The organism is Bacteroidales bacterium (assembly GCA_013141385.1).
Classification (GTDB): domain Bacteria; phylum Bacteroidota; class Bacteroidia; order Bacteroidales; family Tenuifilaceae; genus UBA8529.
In genome coordinates this window covers 254,348-280,625 of the sequence record JABFRB010000014.1, presented here as the reverse complement: position 1 = coordinate 280,625, position 26,278 = coordinate 254,348, and the positions used below count along the sequence as shown (strand labels likewise).

The following is a 26,278-nucleotide window of genomic DNA, read 5'->3' as shown; positions in this document are numbered from 1 at the left end:
GATTCAAGCAATTGATTCTTTGCTAATAACTTCATTAAAAAGAATTGGCTGAATATCAGGATAAGTTATGTTGTTGGGGATGTTATCAAAAAAATCGACACAGCAAATTTCGCTTTCTGGCAATGGGCCTATCTCATCAATACAAGCAAGGTAAAGCCTACTAACGCCCTCCTTACCATTTTTTTTAACTGAATAATCACAAATGGTTTTTATTGTAAAAGTAACAGCTCCTGTTTCTTCAATTAGTTCTCTGCTAGCTGCATTATCTGCGGATTCACCCTTTTCAATATGACCACCTGGGATTTCCCAAGTATCTCTATCACGATGCTTTACCCATACCCATTTACCTTTGTATTTTGCAGCAATTACCACAAAAAGATATTGACCAAAATCCTTACCTGTTATATGTAACTTAACTTCAACCATCAAGATTAATTAAAGTGTATGCCAAATGCGTCTAAAAAGACTGTTATTAATTTTGGATTTATAAGTAGCGGATAAATAAATCCGAAAACAGATCCTACAAAGTGAGCATCGTGGTTGATATAATCTCCTCCTTTTTTACTCATATAATGTGTGTAAGCAAGATATAATATTCCAAAAACAACTGCTGGAATTGGAACAATAAACATAAAAAGGAGTTTGCTTAATGGGGCAAAGAAGATAAATGTGAACACTATTGCTGACACTGCTCCTGATGCTCCAACACTATGATAATAAATGTTATCCTTATGTTTTTTTAAAGTTGTAAGTGAGGCTATAACTATTCCTCCAAAATATAGTACCGAGAAATGTAATATCCAACTCTGAATTATGCTTGAATACTGTAGGCTTTTAAATATCGATTCAACGGCTGATCCAAACGAATACAATACGTACATATTTATGAATAGGTGTACATAATCGGCATGAACAAAACCATGTGTTAACAATCTGTGCCACTCTTTATTGTGAATTGTACGATATGGACTAAAAAGCAATTTGTCCATCACTGATTGATTCGAAAATGCGACCAAGGAGATTAGGACTGTTGCTGCTACGATGAAAATTGTCATTTCCAGTTTTTTTTTTTTTGATTTATTTTAAGATGATGATTATGTAACTGTTAATGCATTATTTTAAAAACAGCCTCTCTTAGAAGCTCTCCATCATCAGTACTATCGTTATTTAATCCTTTTGCCCTTAAGTCATAATCACGAAGAATGGAAAAAATTTCAACGCACTTGCGTGGATTGTAAATTTTTGCAGCATTCTTGTACTCATCAACAAAAAAAATGTTAACCCCTAACTCAATAGAGACATTACCATTGGATTTGTCTTTTAGAAAATGGTATTTGAAAATTTTTAAGAAATACTGATGAATTGAAGATAACGAGAGTGTTAAAGGGTTATTTGCAGGATTTTTAGAAAAGTAGTCGGCAATCCGATTTACTTTCAAGATATTGCGTTCGCCAAGAGACTTGGTGAGTTCAAATCGGTTGAAGTCCTTACTAAGGCCTATATTTCTTTCAATATGCTCAACTGTAATCTTTTTAACATCTGGCGGTAAAGTGATAATTAGTTTGTCAAGCTCATTGGCAATTTTACTTAAATCGGTGCCAAGGTATTCGTTTAGGAGATTTGCAGGAACAGGAGGAATGGTGATTCCTTTTTCGGCTAAGTACTGGGTAATCCACCCGGATATTTGATAATCATAAAGTTTTTTTGACTCGAAAAGAACACCAATCTTGTCGGCAAGAGCCATTACCTTACGAGTTTTTTCAGATTTTCCCTTAGCGTCTCCTTGTTTTAGTTTATGACATATAACTAGAATAGTTGATTTTTGGGGTGCTTTAAGATATATTTCCAGATCTTCGAGTTTACGAATATTCTGTGCTTCTTTAACAATAATTACTTGATAATTAGACATCATTGGAAATCTACGGGCAGCGTTGATTACAGCAGGCGCATCAACATCCTTCCCGTAGAGAATTGACTGGTTGAATGCTTTTTCGGATTCCTCCAATACGAATTCGGATATATAATCAGCAATTTTATCAATAAAGTAAGATTCATCACCTGTTAAAAAATACACAGGTTTATAAATCTTTTTCTTTAGCTCGTTAATTATTTCAGCGTAGGTCTCTATTGATGATTTCTTTTTTGCCATTAGCCAACACGTTTAGAAACGAAGGTGTTTTACCGATTCACTATCATTAATAAGTCTTGTTAATGATTCAATTCCAATTTGTATCTGTTCTTCAACAAATAAACTTGTTACTTTTTTATCGCTTTCGGCTGTTTTAACACCCTCCGAAATCATAGGTTGATCAGTAACAAGTAAAAGAGCTCCAGAAGGGATTTCGTTATAGAATCCAACTACAAAAATAGTTGCAGTTTCCATATCAATTGCCATTGCCCGAGTTTTTCGAAGATACTCTTTAAACTCCTCATCATACTCCCAAACTCTACGATTTGCAGTTAGTACCGTTCCAGACCAGTAATCTCTATTGTGATTTCTAATTGTTGAAGAAATTACACGTTGTAGGTTAAACGCTGGTAGTGCTGGGATTTCAGGGGGCATATAATCGTTAGATGTTCCTTCGTGGCGAATGGCCGCTATTGGCAGTACAAAATCTCCCACTTCATTTTTCTTTTTTAATCCCCCGCACTTGCCCAGAAAAAGAACCGCTTTGGGCGATACTGCGCTTAGTAAATCCATGATTGTGGCAGCATTAGGACTGCCCATTCCAAAATCAATCATTGTAATTCCATTTGCTGTTGCACAAGGCATATTTGCAAGTGGATTAACAATTTCAACATTACAAAACTTTGCAAAATATTCCAGATATCCCCTAAAATTGGTTAAAAGGATATGAGTGCCAAAATCCTTGAGTTCTTGCCCGGTATATCGGGTTAGCCAGTTTGCAGTAATTTCTTCTTTCGTCTTCATATGTATATTCAAGTTTGGGCAAAAATACTCTTTTTTCGGTACTCACAAAAAGTATAAGTTAGGATGAAGATTACGACGTTCGGAAAATGAACATCCATAAAAAGTCGATAGTCCTTATCATCTTTTCGAAAAATAATACAAAAACTATTACCTATACTTTATTTAAAGTTAAACTTATTTATCATTTTTGTAAATATAAATTAAATTAATGGTGAAGTTAAATTTGCCTGAATATCCAACGAAAACGAGAACCGTTGATGGACAATTACAGATTTTCGATGAAATCCGGAAAAAATATATTGCATTAATCCCGGAGGAGTGGGTTCGTCAACATTTTATTAACTACCTTGTTTCCGACAGGAAATTTCCAAAAGGATTAATAATAGTTGAACATCCTTTGGAAATAAATAATGTTAAGCATAGAGCCGATATTGTTGTATTCAACTCTCAGGGAAAACCACTTGTAGTGGTTGAGTGTAAAGCCCCTGAAGTTCAAATAAACCAAAACGTAATTCAACAAATTTCAAGGTATAACATTTTGCTAAAAGCGCCAATACTGATTATTACTAATGGGTTAGTACATTTTTGTGTTAAAATAGATTTTGAAAAAAAACTTACTATTAATCTCGATTCAATTCCCTACTATCAGGATATAGCAGATTGATGTTTAATAACAAATCTGATTTCTATCATATCTGTATATCTATTTTTTTATATACTTTCGACCTGTTTTTGAAACATTAAGAATTTATTAAAGCGATGAGTGAACTGGAGAAGTATTTCAACCAATTTCGTGAAGGAATTATTGGAATTGATGCCTGTTATGAATCACCTTATGGGTTAAAGAAGTTGATTTATGCCGATTGGATTGCGAGTGGTAGGCTATATCGTCCAATTGAGGAAAAGATGCTCAATCAGTTTGGTCCAATGGTAGCCAACACTCATACCGAGAGCAGCGAAACTGGAAAGTTTATGACTGATTCATACCATTTAGCTCAAAAACTTATTAAGAAACATGTTAATGCAGGTCCAAGTGATGTAATAATATCTTGTGGTTTTGGGATGACTGCCGTTGTAAATAAATTTCAAAGGATTTTAGGATTAAAGAATAAGGGGATTGTATTCAAAAGCCCTGAGGAAAGACCAATAGTTTTTGTAACCCACATGGAGCATCACTCTAATCAAACGTCTTGGTACGAAACCACGGCCGAAGTTGTTGTTGTAGAGCCCGATGAAAATCTACTTGTCTCACCTGAAAAACTGAGAGAAGCAATTAAACCATATCGAAATAGACCTTTAAAAATTGGATCATTTAGTGCATGTAGCAATGTAACTGGTATAATTACTCCTTACCATAAACTAGCAAAAGTTATGCATGAAGAGCAGGGATTGTGTTTTGTCGATTTTGCAGCTTCAGCACCTTATGTTGAGATGAATATGCATCCGGAAGATCCTATGGAAAAACTTGATGCCGTTTTTTTCTCACCTCATAAGTTCTTGGGTGGCCCTGGTTCATCGGGAATTATGATATTTGATTCTTCGCTTTACCACAACTTGGTACCCGATCAACCCGGAGGAGGAACGGTTGATTGGACAAATCCTTGGGGTGAATATAAATATATCGATAACATTGAACAACGAGAGGATGGGGGAACGCCCGGTTTTCTTGAAACCATTCGAGCTGCACTATCAATAAAACTCAAGGAGAGGATGGGTGTTGAGAATATCCATAGGAGGGAGCAAGAACTAATAGAATTAGCTTTTAAAAAGTTAGATAAAACTCCAGAGGTTAAAATTTTAGCAAAGAATGATAGGAATCGCATTGGTGCAATTTCGCTATATATAGAAGATGTTCATTATAATCTTTTAACAAAAATGCTTAGCGATAGGTTTGGTGTGCAGGTTAGGGGTGGCTGTGTATGCGCTGGAACCTATGGTCATTTCCTACTTAGCGTAACAAAAGAGCAATCAGATGAGATTACCTGTTTGATTAATACAGGGGATCTTTCCAAAAAACCAGGATGGATCCGGTGGTCAATTCACCCAACTACAACCAATAAAGAGGTTGAATTTATTGCTGATGCCATTCATCAAATCGCACTAAATCATACTGAATGGGCAAAGGATTATCACTATCATAGTAATATCAATGAGTTTCACCATAATAGCACACCTGAAAATTTTTCAAATCCCAGCATTGATAGAATATTTGAATTCGATTAAAAATGATTTAACCCTAATTTGATCTTCTTGCACAATAGGGTAGTTTAAACGAATCTTCTGAGTCTGAATAATTTGCCTCTACGCAATCGGTCGGATTGCAACAGGTATGACAAACTCTTTTAAACGCCTTGAATCCAATAAGTTCAATATCTGAGGAGTAGAATCCATCTTTAACAGGTTCTTGCTTCATTAAGTCAGTACTTAGGTACTTTTTATTATCATCGGAGAAAACTGTAACAACAACAGAATTTGCTCCTAATTCATTCTGAATTTTTAGTGCACCAATGAAATTTGCACCAGAGGAAATTCCTACAGCAATCCCCATACTGGCGAGTTTTTGTGCCATAATTATTCCATCACCATCATCAACCTCAACAATTGAGTCAAGTTTATCGAGTTCAACAATGGCTGGTATAAATTCATCAGAGATACCTTGAATTCTGTGTTTTCCAACTTTGTATCCAGTTGAAAGGGTTGGAGAGTTTGCAGGCTCTAAAGGGTGGATTTTAATATCTGGATTCTGTTCCTTTAAAAACTTGCCAATGCCCATAACTGTTCCACCTGTACCAACACCCGCAACAAATGCGTCGGGTTTTAAGTGTCGATATTTGAGTTGCCACCAAATTTCTGGACCAGTGGAAAGATAGTGTGCCTCAGAATTGTCATTGTTTGCGAATTGTCTGGGGAGAAATCCACCAATGGATGCAGCTAGGTTATTCGCTGCTTCAATACTACCAAGAAAACCACCCTCTTCTTTGCTAACAAGATTAATTGTTGCTCCAAAACTTTTTATCAGATTAATCCTCTCCGAACTCATCCAATCGGGCATAAAAATAGTTACAGGATGCCCAAGGGCTCTACCTATTGCCGAAAAAGATATGCCAGTATTCCCGCTTGTGGCCTCAATTATAGGCATACCAGACTTTAATTCACCATTTTTAATTGATTCATTTAGAATGTGATAAGCCATTCTATCTTTTATGCTTCCTGTCATATTAAGATTTTCAGCCTTTGCATAAAGTTTTCTTAATTGACCTTTATATTTAAATTCAATGGCTAGTAATGGTGTGTTCCCAATTAAGCTTGATAGACCCTTAATCCTCATTAGTAAGCTATCTTCCATTGCACAAATTTTTAAGTGGTGCTAATATACTTCATAACTTTAAGTTATAAAACTAAGTTTTCAATTGAAGATAAATAATACTAAGCAATAACTAACTTGCAAGGGTAAGCGATAGCATAACTAATGCAGTATTATTGTGGAAAATAATTTCATGAAAAAGCCTTCCAAATATTTTATGATCTTTTTGGGAGAAGTTGAATCTTTTCGGAGGAATTAGTGGATTCTTTTATTATAACAGCAATTACTGAGAGACAGTATTTGAATTTTCGTAAAAACAAAATCGGTTGTAGTATGTTGTCAATCATTAATAATTACTAGCAAGTAAAATAATAAATCTTAATAAAATGTTGAAAATTGCGGTTCCAACAAGAGGAAACATGGTTGATAGCCATTTTGGCCATTGTGATGCTTATACGATTTTTAGCACTGATGAAAACAAGAAAATTATTAGCTCCGAAGTAATGCCCTCACCGCAAGGTTGTGGTTGCAAAAGTGATATTGCAGCCACTTTACGAGAAAAAGGAGTTAGCGTGATGCTTGCTGGAAACATGGGCGATGGTGCATTGAATGTGTTAAACCATCATGGGATTTCAGTATATCGTGGTTGTTCTGGTGATGTAAAAATAGCCGCAGAATCTTTCTTACAGGGTAATGTTGGTGATTCAGGTGTTGGCTGTCATCACCACGATCATGAAGCCGAAGGGCACCAGTGTAATCATTGATAAAAGGCGATGCAAATTTGTTTTGTAATTTTATAGCAAAAATAATAACCATAAAGTAAATCAATGAGTAGTTTCGATTCCCGTGCTCGTGAATGGGACAAGGATAAAATTCATATAGATCGTTCAGTAGCAGTTGCCATTGAACTTGAAAAATTAGTACCGCTTCGTCATTCTATGAAAGCACTGGAATATGGGGCAGGTACAGGTTTGTTAAGTTTCCTGCTAAAAGATAAACTCTCGGCAATTACCCTTATGGATAATTCTCAAGAAATGATTAACGTTTGTAAGGAAAAGGTGGAGTTTTATGAAGCCGCTCATGTAAAACCGCTATGTTTTGACTTGGAACACAATGATTACCCTGAGAAATTTGATATTATTTACAACCAAATGGTTCTTCATCATGTAAATGAAGTTGAGGTAATTCTCCATAAGTTTTATGATATGCTAAATAATGGTGGATATTTAGCAATAGCTGATTTATATACTGAAGATGGCTCGTTTCATGGGCCTGATGTTATTGTTCATTTAGGATTTGATCCAAATACTCTCGCCAAATACCTTAAGGATATAGGATTTAACAATATTGCATTTAAGACTTGCTTTGAAATTAAACGAGAACCGAATAAGAATTTTCCTGTATTTTTATTGGTGGCAAAAAAATAATTTGTTTGGCTGTAGTTTAAATTGGCGTTTAAATCTTAGTGCTTCCTTCGTGTTTTAGAGGTTTTGTGGCTAAAAAAAGATTTGCCACTAAGGCGCAAAGTCACAAAGCATCACTAAAACAAAGTTGCAACGCTATACTAAACTAGAGCCATTTGTTTATGTAAAGAAATGGTTGTTAGCCCCTTTTACTTATTTCCATTAAAGCCTCATGGTTCATTAGTACAATATCCTTTTCATTGAGTTTTATTAAACCGTCCTTCTCAAAACTTTTCAGCAGTTTGACGGCACTCTCGGTCGAAATATCAGCAAAATCAGCAATATCTTTGCGTGATAGGAGTTGGAAAATGTCAGCATTGTCAGATTTTAAAGCATCTAGATAGAGCAGCGTGTCAGCCATTCGTCCGTTCATCTGTTTATAGATAATGTTGCGAACAGTATCGTACATGTTTGAATTTTGCTCACAGTATCTTTTAATAATGTTAAACCCAAAAAGGCCATTTTGCTTTATAACCTTCTCAATTGCATCCTTCTCCACTAAAAAGACCTGACAATCTGTTAATGCAACAGATGAATAGTTAAACCTATTCTTAGTAAAAACAGCCGAAAGTCCAACAAATTCACCTGGCCTAATAATTCTAAGATTAAAGTATTTTGTACTATCACCCTCTAGATATTGTTTTGCTAAACCATTTATTACGAATAGAACATACGAAGCAAAAGCACCCTGTTTGGTGAGATTATCTCCTTTTCGAAAAAGTACCTGTGTTTTACTAGCCCTAACGAGTTCAACCTCATCCTGCGATAGCATTTGGAAACATGGAGCCTGAATGTCACAAATAAAATCGCTATCGGTTTCAACTATGCTTTTCATCTACTAAAATTCGTTAATGTAACGCAAAGTTAATCTAATTCAATAAAAAAGCTGTTCTAATTCAACTCAGGAGTTGTTGCGCCAGTTGTAATAAAGCATTAATAAGGCTTTTGGAGATAGTATCTTTGTAATGTGATACGAATGTGATATCACCTAAAGGCAAAACGGCTTAAAAGGAAACAGTATTAAAACTATAAAGTGATGTTATACACAAATTTGAAACATATCGAAACCGCTGCTGACTGCGCAAAGATTATCAGTGAAAACGATAATGTAGTGGTGATTTGTGGTCGGATGGGGCCAATGTGTATTCCTGTTTATGGAATTGCTGAGGATTTTGAAGATGAGTACAAGCATGTGAAGTTCTTTGATATGGAATTCGATAATCCCGAATCAGAAGTAATCCGAAAACTGCCAGAAGTAAATGGATTTACTGGGATTCCATTCACCATTTATTACAAAAAAGGAATGGTTGCAAAGGCTACCACCGGCATTCAAAAAAAGGAACAGGTTAAGGCTATTTTAGATAAAGAATTTGCAATAAAAATTTCTACATAAAACTATGAATATAAACATCTAACTAAACAATAAACTATGCAAACAACACTAATTGTAATTGGTCTTTTCATATTTGGATTCGTAATTATTATTATGGTAGCTAAGGCAAAAATGAAGAATATTCCATTGGTTGACGACCACAAAAACATACTTACATTAACCGATAAAAATTTCTCCCATCAAACAAAAAACAAATTGGTTTTGGTTGATTTTTGGGCTGAGTGGTGTGCTCCTTGTCGCATGATGGCTCCAGTTTTGAACGATGTTGCGTCAGAACTATCGGGCAATTCATTTGTTGGTAAAGTGAATATCGAGCAATTCGATGCACTTGCAAAAACCTATAAGGTAAGGAGTATTCCTACTCTTATTCTTTTCAAAAATGGGAAAGAAATAAATCGATTTGTTGGCGTTAAAAATAAAGATTTTCTCCTGAGAGAGATTAGTAAAGCCTAGTAATAACTAAGAACTTAATCATAAAAATAAAATGAGCGAAACTTGCGAAACCAATATCAAACCGAAGACTTTTAAGGAATTAATTAGATCTTCCTATTTTTGGAAACCAGTATCAGCAGTTTTAGTTGGTGGTACATTAGGATATTTGTTTTACTACTTTATTGGATGCACTTCTGGAACATGCGCTATTACTAGCAGCCCAATATCAAGTATAATCTTTGGAGGTGTATTGGGATTACTAATTACAAACAGCCCCTGCAAGACATGCTAAATATTTGATTAATTTTGAACTAACTATGGAAATAAAAGAGATAAATAGCCGATATAGCGAACTTGCCGAATCTGATTGCTGTCTTTCCTGCGGTGGTGCAATCAACTACGCTGAACCTATGATTGGTGAGGTTTGTGTTGATTTGGGTAGCGGACGTGGAACGGATGTTTTACGAATGGCCGAATCGGTTGGTGAAACTGGATTTGTTTATGGTATAGATATATCGGATGGAATGCTTGAAAAAGCACGCAAAAATGCTGAGAAATTCAAGGTCAAAAATGTTCGTTTTGTACGTAGTGAACTCGAAAAACTCGACCTTCCCGATATGGTTGCAAACCTAGTAATATCGAATTGTACTATCAACCATGCTGCTGATAAGCAGGCTGTTTGGAACGAAATTTATCGGATACTCAAAAAGGGAGGAAGATTTGTCATCAGCGATATCTACTCAACCGCTCAAGTTCCTGATGAATACAGGAATGATCCAGTTGCCATTGCCGAATGCTGGGCTGGTTCTGTGACTCGCGATGAGTATTTGAAACAACTGGAGAATGTAGGCTTTACATCTGTTAGTATTATTGAAGAATCAGCACCCTACGATAAGGGTAAAATCAAGGTTGCTAGTTGGACAATTGCAGCCAAAAAACCTTCTGGTGGATGCTGCTGTAGTAATTAACGAAATAGTTAATAAACATAAAATAAAATGGAAAAAACAGTAATTATAATTTCACTTGGCTTTACTCTTCTTTTTGGTGGCTGTAATTCAGGTGGACAGGCCAAGATCGATAGTAACACCAATGAATCAGGAAGAGTTGTTAAGTTAACAAACGAAACATTCAAACAATTAGTTTTCGACTACGAGTTGAACAAAGAATGGAAGTATATAGGTAACATACCTGCAATTATCGATTTTTATGTTAGTTGGTGTGGCCCTTGTAGACAATTATCGCCACGTATCGAAGAACTTGCAAAAGAATACGCTGGGAAGATAGTGGTATACAAAGTCGATACCGATGTTGAAAAAGTATTGTCGCAAAATATGGGCATTAGAAATTTACCAACGTTGATATTTATTCCTGTTAATGGGCAACCCCAGTCAACTATGGGCTTATTACCCAAAGAAACCCTTGTAAAGGCTATAAATGAAGTTTTATTAGTTAAATAGTTATTAATCAGTTTAAGATGAAAAGTTTAATCAAAAAAAAGAAGATTGAAGTAGTGGCCAAAGTTGCACAATGCTGTGCGAAAATATCAAAGAAAATAGCTGGTTGCCACGACTAGTTTCATTTGAACCAAGAATCGAGAATAATACTTGATTCTTGGTTCTTTAACCTTAAATCAAGAAGATGATTTTTTCCAAGCATAACATATTCTCAAAAATAAAGGATTCTGAAAATTTCTTTATTGTCAACCTGCTTACGGGCAATGCCGATATTGTTAACCTTGCCGATGCTGAGAAGATAAATAGGGTTAGAACGAATCATTCAGTTGTAGAGGATAATTTTCTTAAAGAATTAGCCGAAAAAGGTTACTGGGTTGACGAAAAGGAAGAAACAAAACTATATCAGAGCAAATACCTTGATTTTATTGATAGTCGGGATGATGATGAAATACAACTATTTTTTGTTCCAAATTACAACTGCAATTTTGCATGCTCATACTGTTATCAGGATGAATACGCACCAACAAAAGGATTACTAACCAACGAAATCATCGATTCGTTCTTCAAATATGTCCAAGCCGAATTTGCTGGTAGAAAGAAATATATTACCGTTTTTGGAGGTGAACCTTTACTTAATTCTCCAAAACAAAAAGAGCTTATTTCTTACTTTATCGACCAAGCAAACGCTGCTAAACTTGATATTAGTTTTGTTACAAATGGCTATACATTAAGTGATTATATTGATATAATAAAACAGGGTCGTGTTCGCGAGGTTCAAATCACCCTTGATGGTACAGCCGCCGTTCACGATTCACGTCGTTTCTTAAAAGGAGGAACTGGCACATTCGATAGAATTGTATCAGGTATTGATGCCTGTATTGCCAACAAACTAACAGTTAACCTCCGAATGGTTATTGATAAGGAAAATATTGATAACCTTCCAGAATTTGCTCGTTCTGCAATAGACAAGGGTTGGACTAAAAGCCCATATTTTAAATCTCAGATTGGCCGAAACTATGAACTTCATCATTGTCAATCAGCACCCAGTAAACTATTTAGTAGAATTTCGTTATATGAAGAGTTGTATAAGATCATAAAACAGCATCCCCATATAATTGAATTTTACAAACCTGCTTACTCTATATCAAAGTTCCTTTTTGAAAATGGTAGTTTACCTGATCCTTTGTTTGATTCATGCCCTGCTTGTAAAAGCGAATGGGCATTTGACTACACTGGACAAATCTACTCGTGTACTGCAACTGTTGGTAAATCCGATGAATCTTTGGGTACATTTTATCCCGAAGTTTCCAGAAAAGAGGATATGATTAGTTCATGGGAAAATCGTGATGTTACTTCTATTCCTGAATGTAATACATGTAACATGCAATTAGCTTGCGGCGGAGGATGTGGTTCTATTGCAAAAAACAGAACTGGTAATGTTTGTTCATCGGACTGTCGACCTATTAAGGAGTTGCTAGAGTTGGGATTTGCCTCATATTTTGAAAAAGAGTTTTCATAGTAATCAACAATTAAAAGTTGAATCAAATTACACAAACAAGAAATTAAAGCACTATAAATGAAAGAAATTACTTCATCCGAATTTGAATCTGAGGTTCTTGCTGGTGGCAAGGTTGTACTCGACTTTTATTCAACCGAATGTCCTCCATGCGAGGCTTTAGCACCTAAGTTTGAAAATTTGGCTAGCCTTTATGGGAAGGATATTAAGTTTTTTAAAATGTTTCGCCAGCAGAATAAACCTCTGGCTGAGAAATTAGGAGTAAAATCATCGCCTACATTACTGTTTTTCGATAATGGTGTTCAGTTACCTAAAACTTTTTCTGGAGGAATCAAGCGAAGCGATATTATCCATCAACTAGATAGCATGTTGCCAGAAGAAAGGGTGAAAGAGATTAAAATGCTTATCAAACCATCTGTTTCTGAGTATGATGTAATTATTCTTGGAGCAGGACCTGGTGGCCTTACAGCAGGTTTGTACCTCTGTCAATCGAAAGTGAACACTGTACTTGTTGATATTGCACTTCCCGGTGGTCAGGTATCAACTACCCACTCGGTATCCAACTATCCCGGATTTATTGAACCGCAACCTGGTTATATGCTTTCGCATAACATGTCGGAGCAAACCAAACAATGTGGCACCGTTTATAAAGTAGCTGTTGATGTAACCAAAATTGATCTTGAAAAGAAAGAAGTTGTTATTGATGAATTCGAAACTATAAAAGCAAAAAAAATAATTATTGCCACAGGTACATCTCCCAATTTAATGGGTGTTCCAGGCGAGAAAGATCTAAAAGGGAAGGGTATTTCCTATTGTGCAACCTGCGATGCTAAGTACTATGGCGATAAAGAAGTAGTAGTTATTGGTGGCGGAAATTCGGCCGTGGAGGAAGCCGATTTTATTAGCAAATTTGCGAGCAAAATTACTATGGTTCACCAGTTCGATGCCTTTACAGCTAACAAACAAGCACAGGAGAAACTTTTTGCTAATCCTAAGATTAGTACTCTATTTGAGCATGAACCAAGATCTTTTGTTCGCGAAGGTGATAAAATTATAACCGAAGTAGAAAACCTTAAAACCAAGAAGATTTCGAAGCTAGTTAGCGATGGTGTTTTCGTTTTCATCGGAATGAAACCTAATATCGAATTATTTAAGGATAAACTAGAACTCGATAAGTGGGGCTATATCAAAACAAATGAGGATATGCAAACCAGTATGCTAGGAGTTTATGCCGTTGGTGATGTTATTAGTAAGAAATACAGGCAAATTACTACAGCAGTTGCCGATGGAACCATTGCTGCCATTGCTATTGCAAAAGAATTAGACTAATCATATAAACTATAAGATTATGAAGACAAACCAAATTATCATTGAGCAAGTAAGCCCTTATGATGTGACAACTACTGTTGAAAAACTTATAGCAGCTGCAACTCAAAAAGAATGGCAAAATCCTGCTGTTCATAATCTTCAACAATCACTAGCCAAGGCAGGCAAAACTGTGAGACCCGTTCAGGTAATCGAAATTTGTAAACCCGAATACTCTGGTAAAATGCTTGAGAAAAGCGATGAACGAATTGTTTCGGTGATGATGCCATGCCGTATATCTGTTTACGAAAAAGAGGACGGTAAAACCTATGTGGCTCTTATCAATGCTTCAGCAATGATTCACGATATGCCCCCTACAGTTGCCGATGCAATGCTGGGTGCTTCAGACGAAACTTTTGAAATCGTCAAATCGGTTATAGGGTCTTGCTAAATTTATTAAAGAGGTAAGATTTCTTTTTAACTAATACTAATCGCAAATTAATATTAGATAGGAAAATATTATTAACAATTTGAAAAAAAATATGATGAGAATGAATTTACGAATTACGCTATTAATGCTTGGTCTATTTACTTACGCTTGTTCAAATTCGCAATCAACTTCAACAAAGAGTAATCTAAGTGCTGTTGAATTTCAGAAGAAAATGCAGGAACTTCCAAAAGCACCTGTTATTGATGTTCGCACACCAGACGAATTTAGCAATGGGCATTTGCAAAATGCAGTAAATATAAATATCAACAATGAAAGTTTTGATAGCGAGGTAAATAAACTCGACAAAAATAAACCAGTATTTGTTTACTGTTTAAGTGGACATAGAAGCGCTCGCGCAGGAAAAAATATGCGTGAAACGGGATTCAAAGAGGTATACGAATTATCTGGCGGAATGATGAAATGGCGTGCTGCTGGATTACCAGAAACAAAGATTACTACAACCCCTCCATTGGAAATGAGTTCGGCTCAATTCAACGTACTTCTTAAAACAGACAAACTGGTACTTGTAGATGTTTATGCCGATTGGTGCGCCCCTTGCAAAAGAATGGCTCCATCTATTGATGAGATTAAGAATGAGATGGCTAGTAAAGTAATAGTGATTCGGGTTAATGCAGACCAGAATAAATTGCTTGTAAAGGAACTTAATGTTACCGCTTTGCCAACCCTAATGCTTTATAAGGACAAAAAAATGATATGGACAAACGCAGGATTCCTAACAAAAGAGGAAATAGTATCGCATTTTACTAATTAGTTATGATTATGAATAATACCTGCGAAACAAAAGAGCCATTCGTTGATAGATTAGTCAAAAGATTAAAGAGATCAATCCCTCAAATTATTGGAACTATTTTAGGCGGTGCGGCTGGATTTATCTATTATTACAAGGTCGGTTGTTCCTCAGGTACATGCCCAATTACTTCAAATCCGTGGTTGAGTATTCTTTGGGGATCACTCATGGGCTATTTATTGGTTGGAATTTTTATTACGAAACGGAAATAAATCAGCATTAAATATTTGAAGCCAATAGTGGCACTTAAAAAAGATTTACAATTCTGTAGATCTTTTTTTGTTATGTAAAACCTTACTGAACTTTGAGAATCGATTTACGGACTGCGAAAATTTCTCTGCTAGTAAACACATGAATGTTCCAAGTAAGCACATGGATGTCGAAAGTAAGCTCCTGAACTTGCAAGTAAACACATGGATCTCGAAAGTGAACACATGAATGTCGAAAGTAAGCACATGGATATCGAAAGTAAGCTCCCGAACTTACAAGTAAACACATGGAGCTCGAAAATAAACACATGAATGTCGAAAGTGAATACATGGATCTCAAAAGTGAACACATGGATATCGAAAGTAAGCTCCTGAAGAGAGTGTAAAGTAGATTGTGTAAACTGATTATTTAGGTAGTATAATAAGAAGCAACATTTTGAGCGGGAAATTGGTTGTACTAGAGGTAGATGTTATTCAACCCCTATTCGGGGTTGTTGTTGATTGCTTTTATTCCACGAGTTTCACTCGTGGCTATTCATATTCAAGCCCTTCGGGCTTTTGCCAACCCTCCAATTTATATTTTCTCATCCGTTAAGCTGTAGAGTTGGTAGGGCAAAATCAAACACACAAAAATAGTAGGTTTCAGGTATCCAATCCCGAAGGGATTAAATGTGAATAGCCCCGCAAGCAATGCGGGGAAAGGTATAAGATAAAAACAACCACAAAGTGGTTGAATTTTATTAGCATAATGAACCCTGCGAAAGCAGGGTTTTTTATTGTTTTGAATTAGTGCGGTCAAAGACTGCTGTTTAATATGATGTAGATACGCTTTGCTAACCAAGCGTACTCCCTGATAAAAAGCATCAGGACAAGTTTTACGAGTTCGCTGAAAGCAATCTACGCTGAGCGGGGGTACTCAAGGTATGATTATTAGACGGAATCTGCACGACAAAAAACAAATATAAACCCTGCGAGAACAGGGTTTATATTTGTGGTGCATACTAAAGATTAAATCAATTTCTTTAAGATACTTTACTCATTAAATCAGTAGTTTACTTACGAATGATCACCTGATGCTTTTCTGAATTCATATCAACTCCAATTTCAAAGATGTAAGTCCCTTCCTTTAAATCATTAACGTTAATGGAAGTGCTTCTCGTCTTGGAGAACTTCAAGTTTTTCTTAAGATTCCCCTGTAAGTCGAATACCCGCACAAAATCGAAGGATGAGTAGGTAATATGGGCTGAATCAGCCAATGTTTTGATGCTAACTACGGTGAGTGTAACAGTTGATGATGCGGGATTGGGTGAGACTGAGTAACTGAGTGCTCTAATACACTCACCTGTTTGTCCGATACTGTTACTGAAGGCAGAGGTGCCACATGAATTGGTAAGGCTGCATTTTACGGTTTTGGTAACCCTGCAAGGGAAGTACAAATCAGACACGTTATTAATTTCATTTTGTTGTAATACTCCATTTACATACCAGTTATAGGTTGCGTTACTATATGCAGTAGCCGTAAACTCAACAGTGGTTGGTTCACCGCTAGCTGATATTTGTTGTGCGCTGATGGATGGGGTTGAGTTACCAACAGTAACTGATATTTTTGTTAAAGGAATACTACTACAGGAATTAGCAATCGTTGCCTGAACCCAACCGCTTCCACTGCCATTGGCTATATATGTAGCAGTATTTCCAGATGCGTATGACAAGCTTAGGTTAGAACTATTACTCCATGCCACAGAGCAGCCTGAAGGTAAGTTGTTAACAGTAAAAGTGGAATTATAGGAACATACAAAGGAGGGACCAGAGAGTGATAGAGTTGTAGGTAGATTGTAACAGCAACCCTTAACTTTAGGATAATTGGTTGATATTTGATTTAATAGCCAACTTACCAACCCTGCATTAGCGGTTTGATCGGAAAGATGAGATGAATTATCGGTTGAGAGACCATAAATTGCATCGAACGGATTTTTATTCTGCTTATTAGCATCATTTCCTATATCATAGAACAAATTATCGGTATCAAAGCATAATGCGCTAACCGTTGGAATAAATGTGTTGTTCGAAATGTACGCAAAACTACAGTTAATCTGAGCGTTTAAACCATCAACTATCATCCCTCCAATTGGGCTATAGGAGCCAGGGGCAAAGTCCATGGCTTCGTGGTTATAGTAGTACCATGCTTTTGTTGTGCTATATAAGGGGAGAAAAGGGTTATTATTGGGATTTACATACCAATATTGCGTACAAAACCAGCTACCCAAATTCCAGAAACTTGTACCCCGGGAACTGAAATACGGGTAGTTATCCGAATAAATTGTACTAACCCTTGCCTCGAAGCCAAAAGTAGCCACCGCTTGACACGGGGTTATATTGAGCAATGATACTGAGCCACCAGTACCTCTGGGTATATTAATATCCACCATTGGCATGGCTGAATGCTGAAAATCATCATTTCCGTCATTGTCGTAATCCAAATTTGACCGCTGGGGTCTTCCGTTCCAATTACCTAAAGAAATTGCAATGTTCCTGCAATTTTGAGGAAACCCGCTGCACGAATTCAAGCTGTTTAGCTCCGAAAAGAAGGTAAGGTAATCGCTATTTATCGGAATATCTCCGTTTTCCTGCTCGAAAGAGGTTAGGCGATACTTAAGCATCTGCTTGGCTGCTGGGGCTTTAAACATGTTTAGACTTTTTGCAAGGTCTGGAAACATTTGTAGATATGCTGGGTAGTCGAATCCGAGAGCCAATTCCTGCAACCCCACTGGCACATGTGCTCCTTTGTGGGGAGAATCGAATGAAACGTACAGCCTAGTTTTATGATCCATTCCATGCTGCTCCATATAGGTAAGGGCGTAACGGGCAACAAGGCCGCCCATGCTATAGCCTACAACTACCAGTGGCTCGGTATTGGGCTTTTGAGCATTAATCTGGTTAATCAGCTCAACCAGAAGAAAAGCATTTCGCTGTATGTAATCCCCTCCATTATTGAAATTAAGGATTATAATATCGTAACCATTTACATGTAAACTTGATGCTAAGCTACCTTGATCGATAATCCTATATAAATCTTTAACATCTGGATTTAAGTAGTTTGGGTTGAATCCAAATTCACAATTAGGATCGAATCCTTCAACAAATATTAAGGGCTTTCGGATATTACTCATTGTAATGTTATATGTATATCTGTTACGATATATTAGATAGGTTCCTCCTGCAACAGATCCATTATATGGAATTGAAGAAGTAATTGTAAATGGTTGACCTAAACTATTACCAACAAGTAGAACTTCTAGAAAAGTCAAAAATAGAAGTCTTTTCATTTAGTAAAATTTTTATAGTGTGAATCAAATCTACCCTTTGTAATTTTTAATTCTTTCCCGTCAGGATTGTATAATGTCATTGAGAATGTACCTGAAACAATAAAGCTAATAGTGTCAAATCGTGTTATGGTTATCTCAGATTTTAAAGAATCTATTAATTGAAAAGAATTAAAACAATCACTTTTTCTTACAAACCTAGTTCTTAAAAAACAGTTCAAAGAATCATTTATATTAGGATTTATGATGTGGGTTTTGAAAATCCTATTAATTACATATTCGCCTGTGCCATTAATATTTGTAACAGTAAAATAAATCATTCCATCACTTGATCCAGAAATTTCCAATGTTGAGTCTTTTTTGTAATATGAAATATCAGGATAATGACCTGGAGGAGAAAAAAGACCTGGAACATATGGCTGCCATACCTTTCCATCTACCAACATACCAAATGTATCTCTACCATCACTTGAGATATCAGGCAATACATCGTCTTTTTCACAACCAAAGAGGACAAGGAAAAAGAATACTGCTAGTTTATTGAATGTTTTAATTTGTTTCATAACTATTGATTGTTTATTGGAATATAAAATTAGGAGAAATTTAAATTAAACAGTTAAATATTAAAGGTTTTCCAAGTGTATTCAAAGGAATATTATAATTATTCCTAGCCCGATAAGCCATATAAGTACCACTTGCTTTTGAGCCATTGTATAGTATTGAAGCAGTAATTGCTGTTTGCCCAAAACATAATGTTGTAACAAAAAATGACCACAAAAACACGAATGTTAGTTTCATGAACTTAATGTTTATTCTATTGATAAATAATGGAAATCAAATCTGCCTTCTGTAATATTAATAATTTTACCACTAGGATTTTTAAGGTTCAACGAGAACGTTCCCGAAATTATACTTCTAAACGTATCCAATCTGGTAATATTAATTACCGAATTAACAGAATCTATTAGTTTATATGCATTGTAAATTCCACTCCCATCTTCAAATCTAGTACTATCTTTATAGTCAATGCATGAATGACATGATGTGTCAGATGCCTTGAAGTTGTTTCTATAAGAAAAATTATAATAACCCACTGATTGTATTTTTTCGGCATAAAAACTTAAACCTTGTCCCTTTTTTGTATTTAATGCTTCAATATTTAGAAGATGAGAATGGGTAGAATATTTAACATCAAGAGATATAGGGCCTACAATAGATATAGGGGTATACGGCTTCCATATTTTTCCATCAACTAGCATACCAAAGGTATTGAGACCTTCCTCTGTAATATCAGGCAGTATATCATTTTTTTCACAACCAAAGAGGATAAGGAAAAAGAATACTGCTAGTTTATTGAATGTTTTAATTTGTTTCATAACTATTGATTAGTTTTTAATATAAAATTAGGAGAAATTTAAATTAAACAGATAAATATTAAGGGTTTTCTAAGTGTATTCAAAAGAATATTGTAATTATTCCATGCCCGATAGGCCATATAAGTACCATTTGCACATACGCCATTATAAGAAATTTGAGCAGTTATGGAAACAGGTTGAGAAAAACTATTAATTCCTATTAAAAGATTAAGCACTAATGCAAAGATAAATTTTTTCATTCTGCTTGTGATTTAGGCTTATTAATATGGGTTGTAAAAGTCGTCAAATCTTCCTTCGGTAAGATTTTTAGATGTGCCGTCAGGTTTTACCAACTTTAAGGTGAAGGTGCCAGATACAATATTCCTTGAGGTATCCAACCTGGTAATTTGTAACAAAGAGGTTACAGAGTCTTTGAGCATATAAGAGTTACTGCACGCGCCATCCTGAAATCTCGTTGAGTCCCTACATCCAGAATCATTAAGTATTTTTGCCAAAACATTATCCCTGTACGAGAAATTATAGTAACCAACGGAGGATTAAAGGTGAATAGCCCCGTATGCAATGCGGGGAAAGGTATGAGAAAAAAAACAACCACTGAGTGGTTGAATATTGTGAGCATAATGAACCCTGCGAAAGCAGGGTTCATTATTGTTTTGAATTGGTGCGGTCTGGAGACCTCCGTTAGTTACGACGTAGATATGCTTCGCTAACCGAGTGTACTTTGCGAGTTCGCTGAAAGCAATGTTCACCCAGCGGGGGGCATTATTGTCCGATAGGTTTCAATCCACTTTCTTTAATACGTGATTCTAAATACTTTTTAAACTCTTCAAAAGTCATATTCTGAGTTTCATTACTTATTTTATCACGTATCTCACGCATCATTTTTACTGCGTCAAATGTTTTTTCTTTTTTAGTCTTCATAATGTATTAAATCTTTAGGACTTCGAATTTCAATCATAGGGTATCCTAGTTTATAATTAACAGAATTGTACCCTTTTATTCTGTCTAGGTTAACAATATGTTTAAAGTTCCAACTGGCAAGAATGTCGACCCTATTTATTGTAGCGAGTGCAATATGTCTACAATCCTCAAGGCTAGTTCTACCAACTACTTTTTCAGCGATATATTTGTCTGCAAGTATTATTGCTTCCTCTGTCAGCTGAACTCGTTCAAATTTCTCTGGGCTAAATTCATAAAGTAAATTACGAACATTTTGCGGAGCTCCTGTTAATTCTAGTTCAAGTAGATTGGAAATTACGAAAATTACTTCATTGTTCTCCAATCGCTTAAAAAGTTCTTGAGTAGCTTCAAGAAATTCCTCATCAAAGTATCCACCAACAACAGAAGTGTCTATGTAAATTCTTTGCTTCATCTTTCATTTTTCTCCAAAGTTACAAAGATTTGCTATTAAAAGAAAATTTCGATTCGGAGGGGTTTCAGCCATATAATCCCCAAGTAATTAAATGTGAATAGCCCCGTATGCAATGCGGGGTGTGGCATGAGATAAAAACCAACCATAGGGTGCTTGAGTATTATGCAGATGAAGCCCATAAGAATAGAGAGGATTGAAGGAATTATTTCTGTACTTTTTTCTTGATAAAAAAGTACCAAAAAATCAAGAAGATATGATGGTTATTCGCCTTCGGCTCATGAGGGCTTCGCCGTTCTGCCCACGGGCTTTCTCAGGCTCGCCATATCTTCAGGCCGCCCGCCGACAAAACAATGATTGTTAAGAATTCCGATCTTTTTAAGAGATTGGAATTCTTTATTTTTAATCCCGAAGGGATTAAATGTGAATAGCCCCGTATGCAATGCGGGGTGTGGCATGAGATAAAAAACAACCACAAAGTGGTTGAATATTATTAGGGTAATGAACCCTGCGAAAGCAGGGTTCATTATTGTTTTGAATTAGTACGGTCAGAGACCGCTGTTTAAAAAGGACGAAGTCGCAGACTTCACCCAGCCGGGTTGTTATAACTGTTGCAAACGGTGAATCGACGAATCTGAATATTGAGCTTGATAGGAACTAGGCTAAAAACCTCAATTTCCTTGAAAAAATGGGGCTTAATGGATTTTTATAGGAGGAAGGTAAAATCCCCAACCCCCTTGAAAAAAGGGGGCTTAACAGATTTTTGTAAAGGGAAGGGAATTCCCTGTTAAGGTTGAGGTTGTTTCGGTTTATTTTTTTAGGGCATTGCCTATAATATATAGAAAGGACGAGGCTAGAGTCTCGTCCTTTTTATATTTTATCTACCATTTGCTGGCGCAGCCTGCTATTAATAAACCGAGCCGGGTGCGCTTCGCTAGCTTGTGCCGAACCGAGCTGCTATGCTTAATTAGTTTCGGTCAATTGTCTTGTTTGCTTAATCAATTTTCCATTTAATTTTTTTAGTTTGCTTTCAAGTTTTATCAGTTTGGTGTTTTTTAGGTCAGTAGTGTTCACTCTTGTCAAAACTATTCTTGCGTGTATAGAATATGAACTGAAATCTTTATGAAGGATGTCAATTGTACGGTCAATTTGTTCAACGGCTTTAATCAAATCAGAACCTTTTAGCTCTATGAAGTATGAAATTTCTTTACTACAATTAAGTAGTAAAAAGTCACATTTTGAACCGTCATCATCTATTAAGCATCCATCAACTATATATTTTGATAATTCGTCTAAGGAATTATTTTCATAGATATACTTTGTCGATGATTTCTTGTCGGAACAAGTTACAATTCTATTTTTCTGTTTGAAGAATTCATAACAGTTTTCGTAAGGTTTGCAGGACATGGTTTAAACTGTTTCAAGTTGAAATAAAAAATCAAATTCATCATTTATTGTACTCGAAACAGAGTCAATATTTTCTTGCTGGATTATATTCAACTCCTTATCAATTATGTCTTTTACTTGTCCACTCGTAACAATAGCTGCAAAGACTTTTTCTCTGTTAATCCAAAGGTTTTTATTTATTTTCTCTGACACTTGCTTGTGATTTTTATTACCCACTTTGTGCGCAAGTATTAAATTATTTAATGAAGCTAAGATGTAGGGACTATGTGTTGTAATAATCACTTGAGAGTTTTCAACGTTAGACATTAGTGCTATCAAATTTGATATTTCCTTTTGTGCTTCTGGGAAAAGGTGAGCCTCAGGTTCTTCAATCACTATAAAAACGTTTTGTTTTTCTAAAATAATTATGAAGAGAAGTAGTAAAATCCAGAGTGACTCTTGTTGACCTGATGATGAAAAATTTAATTTAACATATTTATTAGTGTCGTAATAAATTTTTTCACCGTCTTTATCATACTGATACTTTCCTTTTAATATTTTGCAAATGATTTCTTCTGCAAGTTTTGTTTTATTGTAATCAATATTGTACTGTGTTAGTAATCTTCTTTCTTTTATGATGTCAGAAAGAGACATATTAAATATGGGTCTTACGATATTTATTTTATCCAAAAAAGTTCGCATTAAGAAATCTAAGTTTCTTGGATTTATATATTGAAGTTGGTCTGACAGAGTAGCCAATAAACTCCTACCCGCTGGGATAAAAATTAATTCTCTGTCTTCCTGAAAAATATTATTGCATTTATTCTTTACATACGAAATAAATTTTCTTTTATCTGCATCTAATTCCAATAAGTCTTTACTAGTTAGCAAGTTCGGGTTTCTTTGTTTTAGTGAATAATAATATTCTTCGGCTTCTAAAACTAAACTGCCAATATTTTTTATAAGTGACTCACTTAAAGTTGGAGTAATATATTTATGTCTTGTTTCAAGCGAAATTGTAATCCAAATACTCTCATTATAGAAATATTTGAGTTGAAGACCTTCAAGGTGAACGCTCGAACCAAAATAGTCAAGGTATTTCTGTCTTATTATCTTACCATACGAATTGTATGGTTTGGTGAAATTTCCATCATCTAAACCCTTGATAAAGAATTTGACCAAATCATCGTTGAGAGACTTAAAGAAGAAAATCGTTTTGGCAATTGTACTTTTCCCACTTGCTTGTGGTCCAATTAATAGGATGAAGTCTTTGATGTCAAGACTTAAATCTTTAATCGGGCCGAAATTTTTTATTTCTATTCGTTGCATTATTGTTATTTTCTATGTTACAAAGTTAGTTAAATTTGCTTTAGTGTCGTCTCTTTCAGAATTGCAGATAACTTATTTATATGTATAACAACCCCATACTTTAACATCCCTTTTTGCATGTATTGCATAATAAAACCATACAATATTTAATACATACTTAGAGTAAATTCTATTTTATCTTCTCTATCTCCCTCTTCGTCAATCCCGTTAATTCAATAATATCTTTAATTGAGAACCCTTTCTTTTTCATCCCTCTGGCTATCTTAATCTTTTCTTTTTCTATTCCTCTAATCTCACCCTCCTTTAAACCTTCATTCTTTCCTTTTTTTTCTGCAACCCTTACAGCTTCCTCCCTAATCTTCCTCTCCTCAGCACGGATTCGCTCAATTAGCTCAAACGAGGGAACGTACTTGGTGCTCTCCGCCAGCTTCTCCAATAATTTAGTATCGGCAAAGCTCATATAGGATTTGGTGGAGATTATTAGGTGGTCCAGTACATTGATATTGAGTATACGCCCTACCTGGAATAGGTGGTCGGTGAGGTCTATATCTATAGCGGAAGGCTTGAGGTTCCCGCTGGGGTGGTTGTGCACCATAATTACCTGTACGCAGCCCTTCATCACCGACCAGCGGAATACGTTCATGGGTTCAACAACAGTATTACTTACACTGCCCATGCTAATGAGCTCCACATACCTTATGCGGAGGTTATTGGCAAGACCAACCACCCAGAAATGCTCCTTCTCCCTATCGATTTTATCCTCACGCAGGAGGATCTCCTTCATTATTTTGAATACATCATCGGAACTTCGGATTATTATGCGCTGCTTACTGGTGAGCTTTATGGTCATGGATCTGTTTTTTCCGTTCAGTGGAAACAAATGTAGGAAAAATTTGGATTGGAAAACTCACCCCCGACCCCTCTCTTCCTTCTTAGGTCGGAAAAGAGGGGTGTGGAAGAAATTTTTTCTTGTACTTTTCCCTTGATGGAAAAGTACCAAAAGATCAAGAACCGAGCGTTATTTGCGAGTTCGACGAAGTCAACATATGATGCTCCCGCCCGCAGGCCAGCTCAGGCTCGCCATATCTAGCTTCGCTGAGTTCGCCTTCGGCTTCGGTTTCCGGCCGCCCGCTGACTAAACAATCATTGTTAAGAATTACAATCTTCTTTACGAAGTTGGAACTCTTTATTTTTAATCCCGAAGGGATTGAAGGTGAATAGCCCCGTATGCAATGCGGGGTATGGTATAAGATAAAAAACAACCACAACGTGGTTGAATATTATTGTTTTGAATTGATGCGATCAGAGACCGTTGTTTAAAAAGCGTAGTCAGGAGACTACGCTTAGCGGGAAATATTCTATTTAAATTGTATATATTAGTTCTGATTTAATTACCATATTTGAATCATTGCAAAGAATAGATTATCAATCAAAATACAAACTAACAATGGAAGTTAATTGGCCTAAAAATATTGAGCCATTGCTTAAACAATATAGCAAAAGAAAACATCCGTTGGATTATGCAAATCGTTACCAACTCGTTGTAATGGTTATATTGTCGGCGCAAGACTCAGATAAGCATATTAATGAAATTGCTAAGGATTTTTTTAAGATATACCCAACAATGAGCCATCTTGCAAAAGCAAGTGTTGAAGATATTCAAGGAATAATTAGTTCGGTTAGGAATTTTGGCAACAAGTCCAATTGGCTTTCGAAGTTGGCAAAAACGGTAGGCGAGGATAGTAAGATACCTAATACAATGCAGGAGTTAACAAAACTTTCTGGTATTGGTAGAAAATCGGCGAATGTAATTATTCGAGAATCAGGCTTTGAGGCAGAAGGTATTATTGTTGATTTACATGTATTACGTGTTGCTCCACGCCTTGGAGTTGCCGAAGGGACTAATCCTGAAAAGATTGAAAAGCAATTGATGAGTGTTTTTCCAAAACCAATTTGGAATGAGGTTGGTATGGCTATATCCTTTTTAGGTAGGGAGATTTGCAGACCATCAAAACCAAAATGTAATGATTGTGCTATGAATACCGTATGTAATTACTATAATTCTCAAAATTCATAGAAAAATAGACTACCAATAAACCTGAATTGTAGTGAATAATATTAAGAAGAAATCAGGTGATTTGGAACAAAAAATAATGCCTCATACACTTCTAAACCAAGTTATATAATAT

32 protein-coding genes are annotated in these 26,278 nt (G+C 35.7%); 15 read left to right on the top strand and 17 right to left on the bottom strand.

What is annotated here, in order from left to right; all coding sequences use genetic code 11:
- Positions 1-3: 3 nt before the first annotated feature.
- From HOO91_07845 to HOO91_07830, 4 genes are read right to left on the bottom strand one after another with little or no spacing between them, the layout of a single operon-like run.
- On the bottom strand, positions 4-426 hold the full coding sequence (locus tag HOO91_07845; GenBank protein NOU17454.1) for an NUDIX domain-containing protein: 423 nt from the start codon (positions 424-426) through the stop codon (positions 4-6).
- Between the two features lie 5 nt (positions 427-431).
- Complete coding sequence (locus HOO91_07840) at positions 432-1,055, bottom strand: rhomboid family intramembrane serine protease (GenBank protein NOU17453.1); 624 nt, start codon at positions 1,053-1,055, stop codon at positions 432-434.
- Between the two features lie 50 nt (positions 1,056-1,105).
- A complete protein-coding gene (gene holA / locus HOO91_07835; GenBank protein ID NOU17452.1) occupies positions 1,106-2,149 on the bottom strand; it encodes a DNA polymerase III subunit delta in 1,044 nt (347 codons plus the stop codon).
- Positions 2,150-2,161: 12 nt separating this feature from the next.
- Positions 2,162-2,932 (bottom strand): AMP nucleosidase, encoded by a 771-nt coding sequence (locus HOO91_07830; protein ID NOU17451.1) that lies wholly within the window; start codon positions 2,930-2,932, stop codon positions 2,162-2,164.
- Between the two features lie 208 nt (positions 2,933-3,140).
- Between HOO91_07830 and HOO91_07825 the strand changes: the two genes are divergently transcribed.
- Together HOO91_07825 and HOO91_07820 are read left to right on the top strand one after the other, a co-directional pair.
- On the top strand, positions 3,141-3,596 hold the full coding sequence (locus HOO91_07825; protein NOU17450.1) for a type I restriction enzyme HsdR N-terminal domain-containing protein: 456 nt from the start codon (positions 3,141-3,143) through the stop codon (positions 3,594-3,596).
- Between the two features lie 95 nt (positions 3,597-3,691).
- Complete coding sequence (locus HOO91_07820) at positions 3,692-5,155, top strand: aminotransferase class V-fold PLP-dependent enzyme (GenBank protein NOU17449.1); 1,464 nt, start codon at positions 3,692-3,694, stop codon at positions 5,153-5,155.
- 13 nt (positions 5,156-5,168) lie between these two features.
- Here HOO91_07820 and HOO91_07815 read toward each other — a convergent pair whose 3' ends face one another.
- Positions 5,169-6,260: a cysteine synthase family protein gene (locus HOO91_07815; protein ID NOU17448.1), complete on the bottom strand. Its 1,092-nt coding sequence runs from the start codon at positions 6,258-6,260 to the stop codon at positions 5,169-5,171.
- Between the two features lie 362 nt (positions 6,261-6,622).
- Between HOO91_07815 and HOO91_07810 the strand changes: the two genes are divergently transcribed.
- Both HOO91_07810 and HOO91_07805 read left to right on the top strand, forming a co-directional pair.
- The gene (locus tag HOO91_07810) at positions 6,623-7,000 is read left to right on the top strand and encodes a dinitrogenase iron-molybdenum cofactor biosynthesis protein (protein ID NOU17447.1); all 378 of its coding nucleotides are present in this window, start codon (positions 6,623-6,625) and stop codon (positions 6,998-7,000) included.
- A gap of 63 nt (positions 7,001-7,063) precedes the next feature.
- Positions 7,064-7,663, top strand: a complete 600-nt coding sequence (locus HOO91_07805; protein ID NOU17446.1) for a class I SAM-dependent methyltransferase — start codon at positions 7,064-7,066, stop codon at positions 7,661-7,663.
- A gap of 175 nt (positions 7,664-7,838) precedes the next feature.
- Here the strand turns inward: HOO91_07805 and HOO91_07800 are convergent, their stop codons facing one another.
- Positions 7,839-8,534 (bottom strand): Crp/Fnr family transcriptional regulator, encoded by a 696-nt coding sequence (locus HOO91_07800; GenBank protein NOU17445.1) that lies wholly within the window; start codon positions 8,532-8,534, stop codon positions 7,839-7,841.
- Positions 8,535-8,735: 201 nt separating this feature from the next.
- Between HOO91_07800 and HOO91_07795 the strand changes: the two genes are divergently transcribed.
- The 10 genes from HOO91_07795 (at position 8,736) to HOO91_07750 (ending at position 15,309) form a co-directional block, all read left to right on the top strand.
- Positions 8,736-9,092 (top strand): thioredoxin, encoded by a 357-nt coding sequence (locus HOO91_07795; GenBank protein NOU17444.1) that lies wholly within the window; start codon positions 8,736-8,738, stop codon positions 9,090-9,092.
- 111 nt (positions 9,093-9,203) lie between these two features.
- The gene (gene trxA / locus HOO91_07790) at positions 9,204-9,545 is read left to right on the top strand and encodes a thioredoxin (protein NOU17443.1); all 342 of its coding nucleotides are present in this window, start codon (positions 9,204-9,206) and stop codon (positions 9,543-9,545) included.
- Positions 9,546-9,627: 82 nt separating this feature from the next.
- Positions 9,628-9,816, top strand: a complete 189-nt coding sequence (locus tag HOO91_07785; GenBank protein NOU17442.1) for a YtxH domain-containing protein — start codon at positions 9,628-9,630, stop codon at positions 9,814-9,816.
- A 25-nt stretch (positions 9,817-9,841) separates the two neighbouring features.
- The gene (locus HOO91_07780) at positions 9,842-10,492 is read left to right on the top strand and encodes a methyltransferase domain-containing protein (protein ID NOU17441.1); all 651 of its coding nucleotides are present in this window, start codon (positions 9,842-9,844) and stop codon (positions 10,490-10,492) included.
- 27 nt (positions 10,493-10,519) lie between these two features.
- Positions 10,520-10,981 carry a thiol reductase thioredoxin gene (locus HOO91_07775; GenBank protein ID NOU17440.1) on the top strand — a complete coding sequence of 154 codons (462 nt, stop codon included), beginning with the start codon at positions 10,520-10,522 and terminating at the stop codon, positions 10,979-10,981.
- Positions 10,982-11,162: 181 nt separating this feature from the next.
- The gene (locus tag HOO91_07770; protein NOU17439.1) at positions 11,163-12,497 is read left to right on the top strand and encodes a radical SAM protein; all 1,335 of its coding nucleotides are present in this window, start codon (positions 11,163-11,165) and stop codon (positions 12,495-12,497) included.
- Positions 12,498-12,554: 57 nt separating this feature from the next.
- Positions 12,555-13,823 (top strand): FAD-dependent oxidoreductase, encoded by a 1,269-nt coding sequence (locus HOO91_07765; protein NOU17438.1) that lies wholly within the window; start codon positions 12,555-12,557, stop codon positions 13,821-13,823.
- Between the two features lie 19 nt (positions 13,824-13,842).
- Positions 13,843-14,250 (top strand): DUF302 domain-containing protein, encoded by a 408-nt coding sequence (locus HOO91_07760; GenBank protein NOU17437.1) that lies wholly within the window; start codon positions 13,843-13,845, stop codon positions 14,248-14,250.
- Positions 14,251-14,344: 94 nt separating this feature from the next.
- Complete coding sequence (gene traF / locus HOO91_07755; GenBank protein NOU17436.1) at positions 14,345-15,061, top strand: conjugal transfer protein TraF; 717 nt, start codon at positions 14,345-14,347, stop codon at positions 15,059-15,061.
- Between the two features lie 8 nt (positions 15,062-15,069).
- Complete coding sequence (locus HOO91_07750) at positions 15,070-15,309, top strand: hypothetical protein (protein ID NOU17435.1); 240 nt, start codon at positions 15,070-15,072, stop codon at positions 15,307-15,309.
- A 1,049-nt stretch (positions 15,310-16,358) separates the two neighbouring features.
- On the opposite strand, the gene HOO91_07745 is transcribed toward HOO91_07750, so the two are convergent.
- The 11 genes from HOO91_07745 to HOO91_07695 form a co-directional block, all read right to left on the bottom strand.
- Complete coding sequence (locus tag HOO91_07745) at positions 16,359-18,632, bottom strand: T9SS type A sorting domain-containing protein (GenBank protein ID NOU17434.1); 2,274 nt, start codon at positions 18,630-18,632, stop codon at positions 16,359-16,361.
- The gene (locus HOO91_07740; GenBank protein ID NOU17433.1) at positions 18,629-19,192 is read right to left on the bottom strand and encodes a hypothetical protein; all 564 of its coding nucleotides are present in this window, start codon (positions 19,190-19,192) and stop codon (positions 18,629-18,631) included. Before HOO91_07740 ends, HOO91_07745 begins: the two co-directional genes overlap by 4 nt.
- A 40-nt stretch (positions 19,193-19,232) precedes the next feature.
- Positions 19,233-19,427, bottom strand: coding sequence for a hypothetical protein (locus tag HOO91_07735; protein NOU17432.1), 195 nt, complete (start codon positions 19,425-19,427; stop codon positions 19,233-19,235).
- Between the two features lie 11 nt (positions 19,428-19,438).
- Positions 19,439-20,005, bottom strand: coding sequence for a hypothetical protein (locus tag HOO91_07730; GenBank protein ID NOU17431.1), 567 nt, complete (start codon positions 20,003-20,005; stop codon positions 19,439-19,441).
- Positions 20,006-20,043: 38 nt separating this feature from the next.
- Complete coding sequence (locus HOO91_07725; protein ID NOU17430.1) at positions 20,044-20,244, bottom strand: hypothetical protein; 201 nt, start codon at positions 20,242-20,244, stop codon at positions 20,044-20,046.
- A 21-nt stretch (positions 20,245-20,265) separates the two neighbouring features.
- Positions 20,266-20,499, bottom strand: coding sequence for a hypothetical protein (locus HOO91_07720; protein ID NOU17429.1), 234 nt, complete (start codon positions 20,497-20,499; stop codon positions 20,266-20,268).
- A gap of 268 nt (positions 20,500-20,767) precedes the next feature.
- Complete coding sequence (locus HOO91_07715; GenBank protein NOU17428.1) at positions 20,768-20,926, bottom strand: hypothetical protein; 159 nt, start codon at positions 20,924-20,926, stop codon at positions 20,768-20,770.
- Entirely contained in the window at positions 20,916-21,377 is a 462-nt protein-coding gene (locus HOO91_07710) for a PIN domain protein (GenBank protein ID NOU17427.1), read from the bottom strand. The genes HOO91_07715 and HOO91_07710 overlap by 11 nt, the downstream gene beginning before the upstream one ends.
- Positions 21,378-22,337: 960 nt before the next feature.
- Positions 22,338-22,781 (bottom strand): hypothetical protein, encoded by a 444-nt coding sequence (locus tag HOO91_07705; GenBank protein ID NOU17426.1) that lies wholly within the window; start codon positions 22,779-22,781, stop codon positions 22,338-22,340.
- Between the two features lie 3 nt (positions 22,782-22,784).
- Positions 22,785-24,089: an AAA family ATPase gene (locus tag HOO91_07700; GenBank protein NOU17425.1), complete on the bottom strand. Its 1,305-nt coding sequence runs from the start codon at positions 24,087-24,089 to the stop codon at positions 22,785-22,787.
- Positions 24,090-24,258: 169 nt separating this feature from the next.
- Positions 24,259-24,939: a DNA repair protein gene (locus tag HOO91_07695; protein NOU17424.1), complete on the bottom strand. Its 681-nt coding sequence runs from the start codon at positions 24,937-24,939 to the stop codon at positions 24,259-24,261.
- A gap of 597 nt (positions 24,940-25,536) precedes the next feature.
- Between HOO91_07695 and HOO91_07690 the strand changes: the two genes are divergently transcribed.
- The gene (locus tag HOO91_07690; protein NOU17423.1) at positions 25,537-26,166 is read left to right on the top strand and encodes an endonuclease III; all 630 of its coding nucleotides are present in this window, start codon (positions 25,537-25,539) and stop codon (positions 26,164-26,166) included.
- The last annotated feature ends 112 nt before the right edge of the window (positions 26,167-26,278 follow it).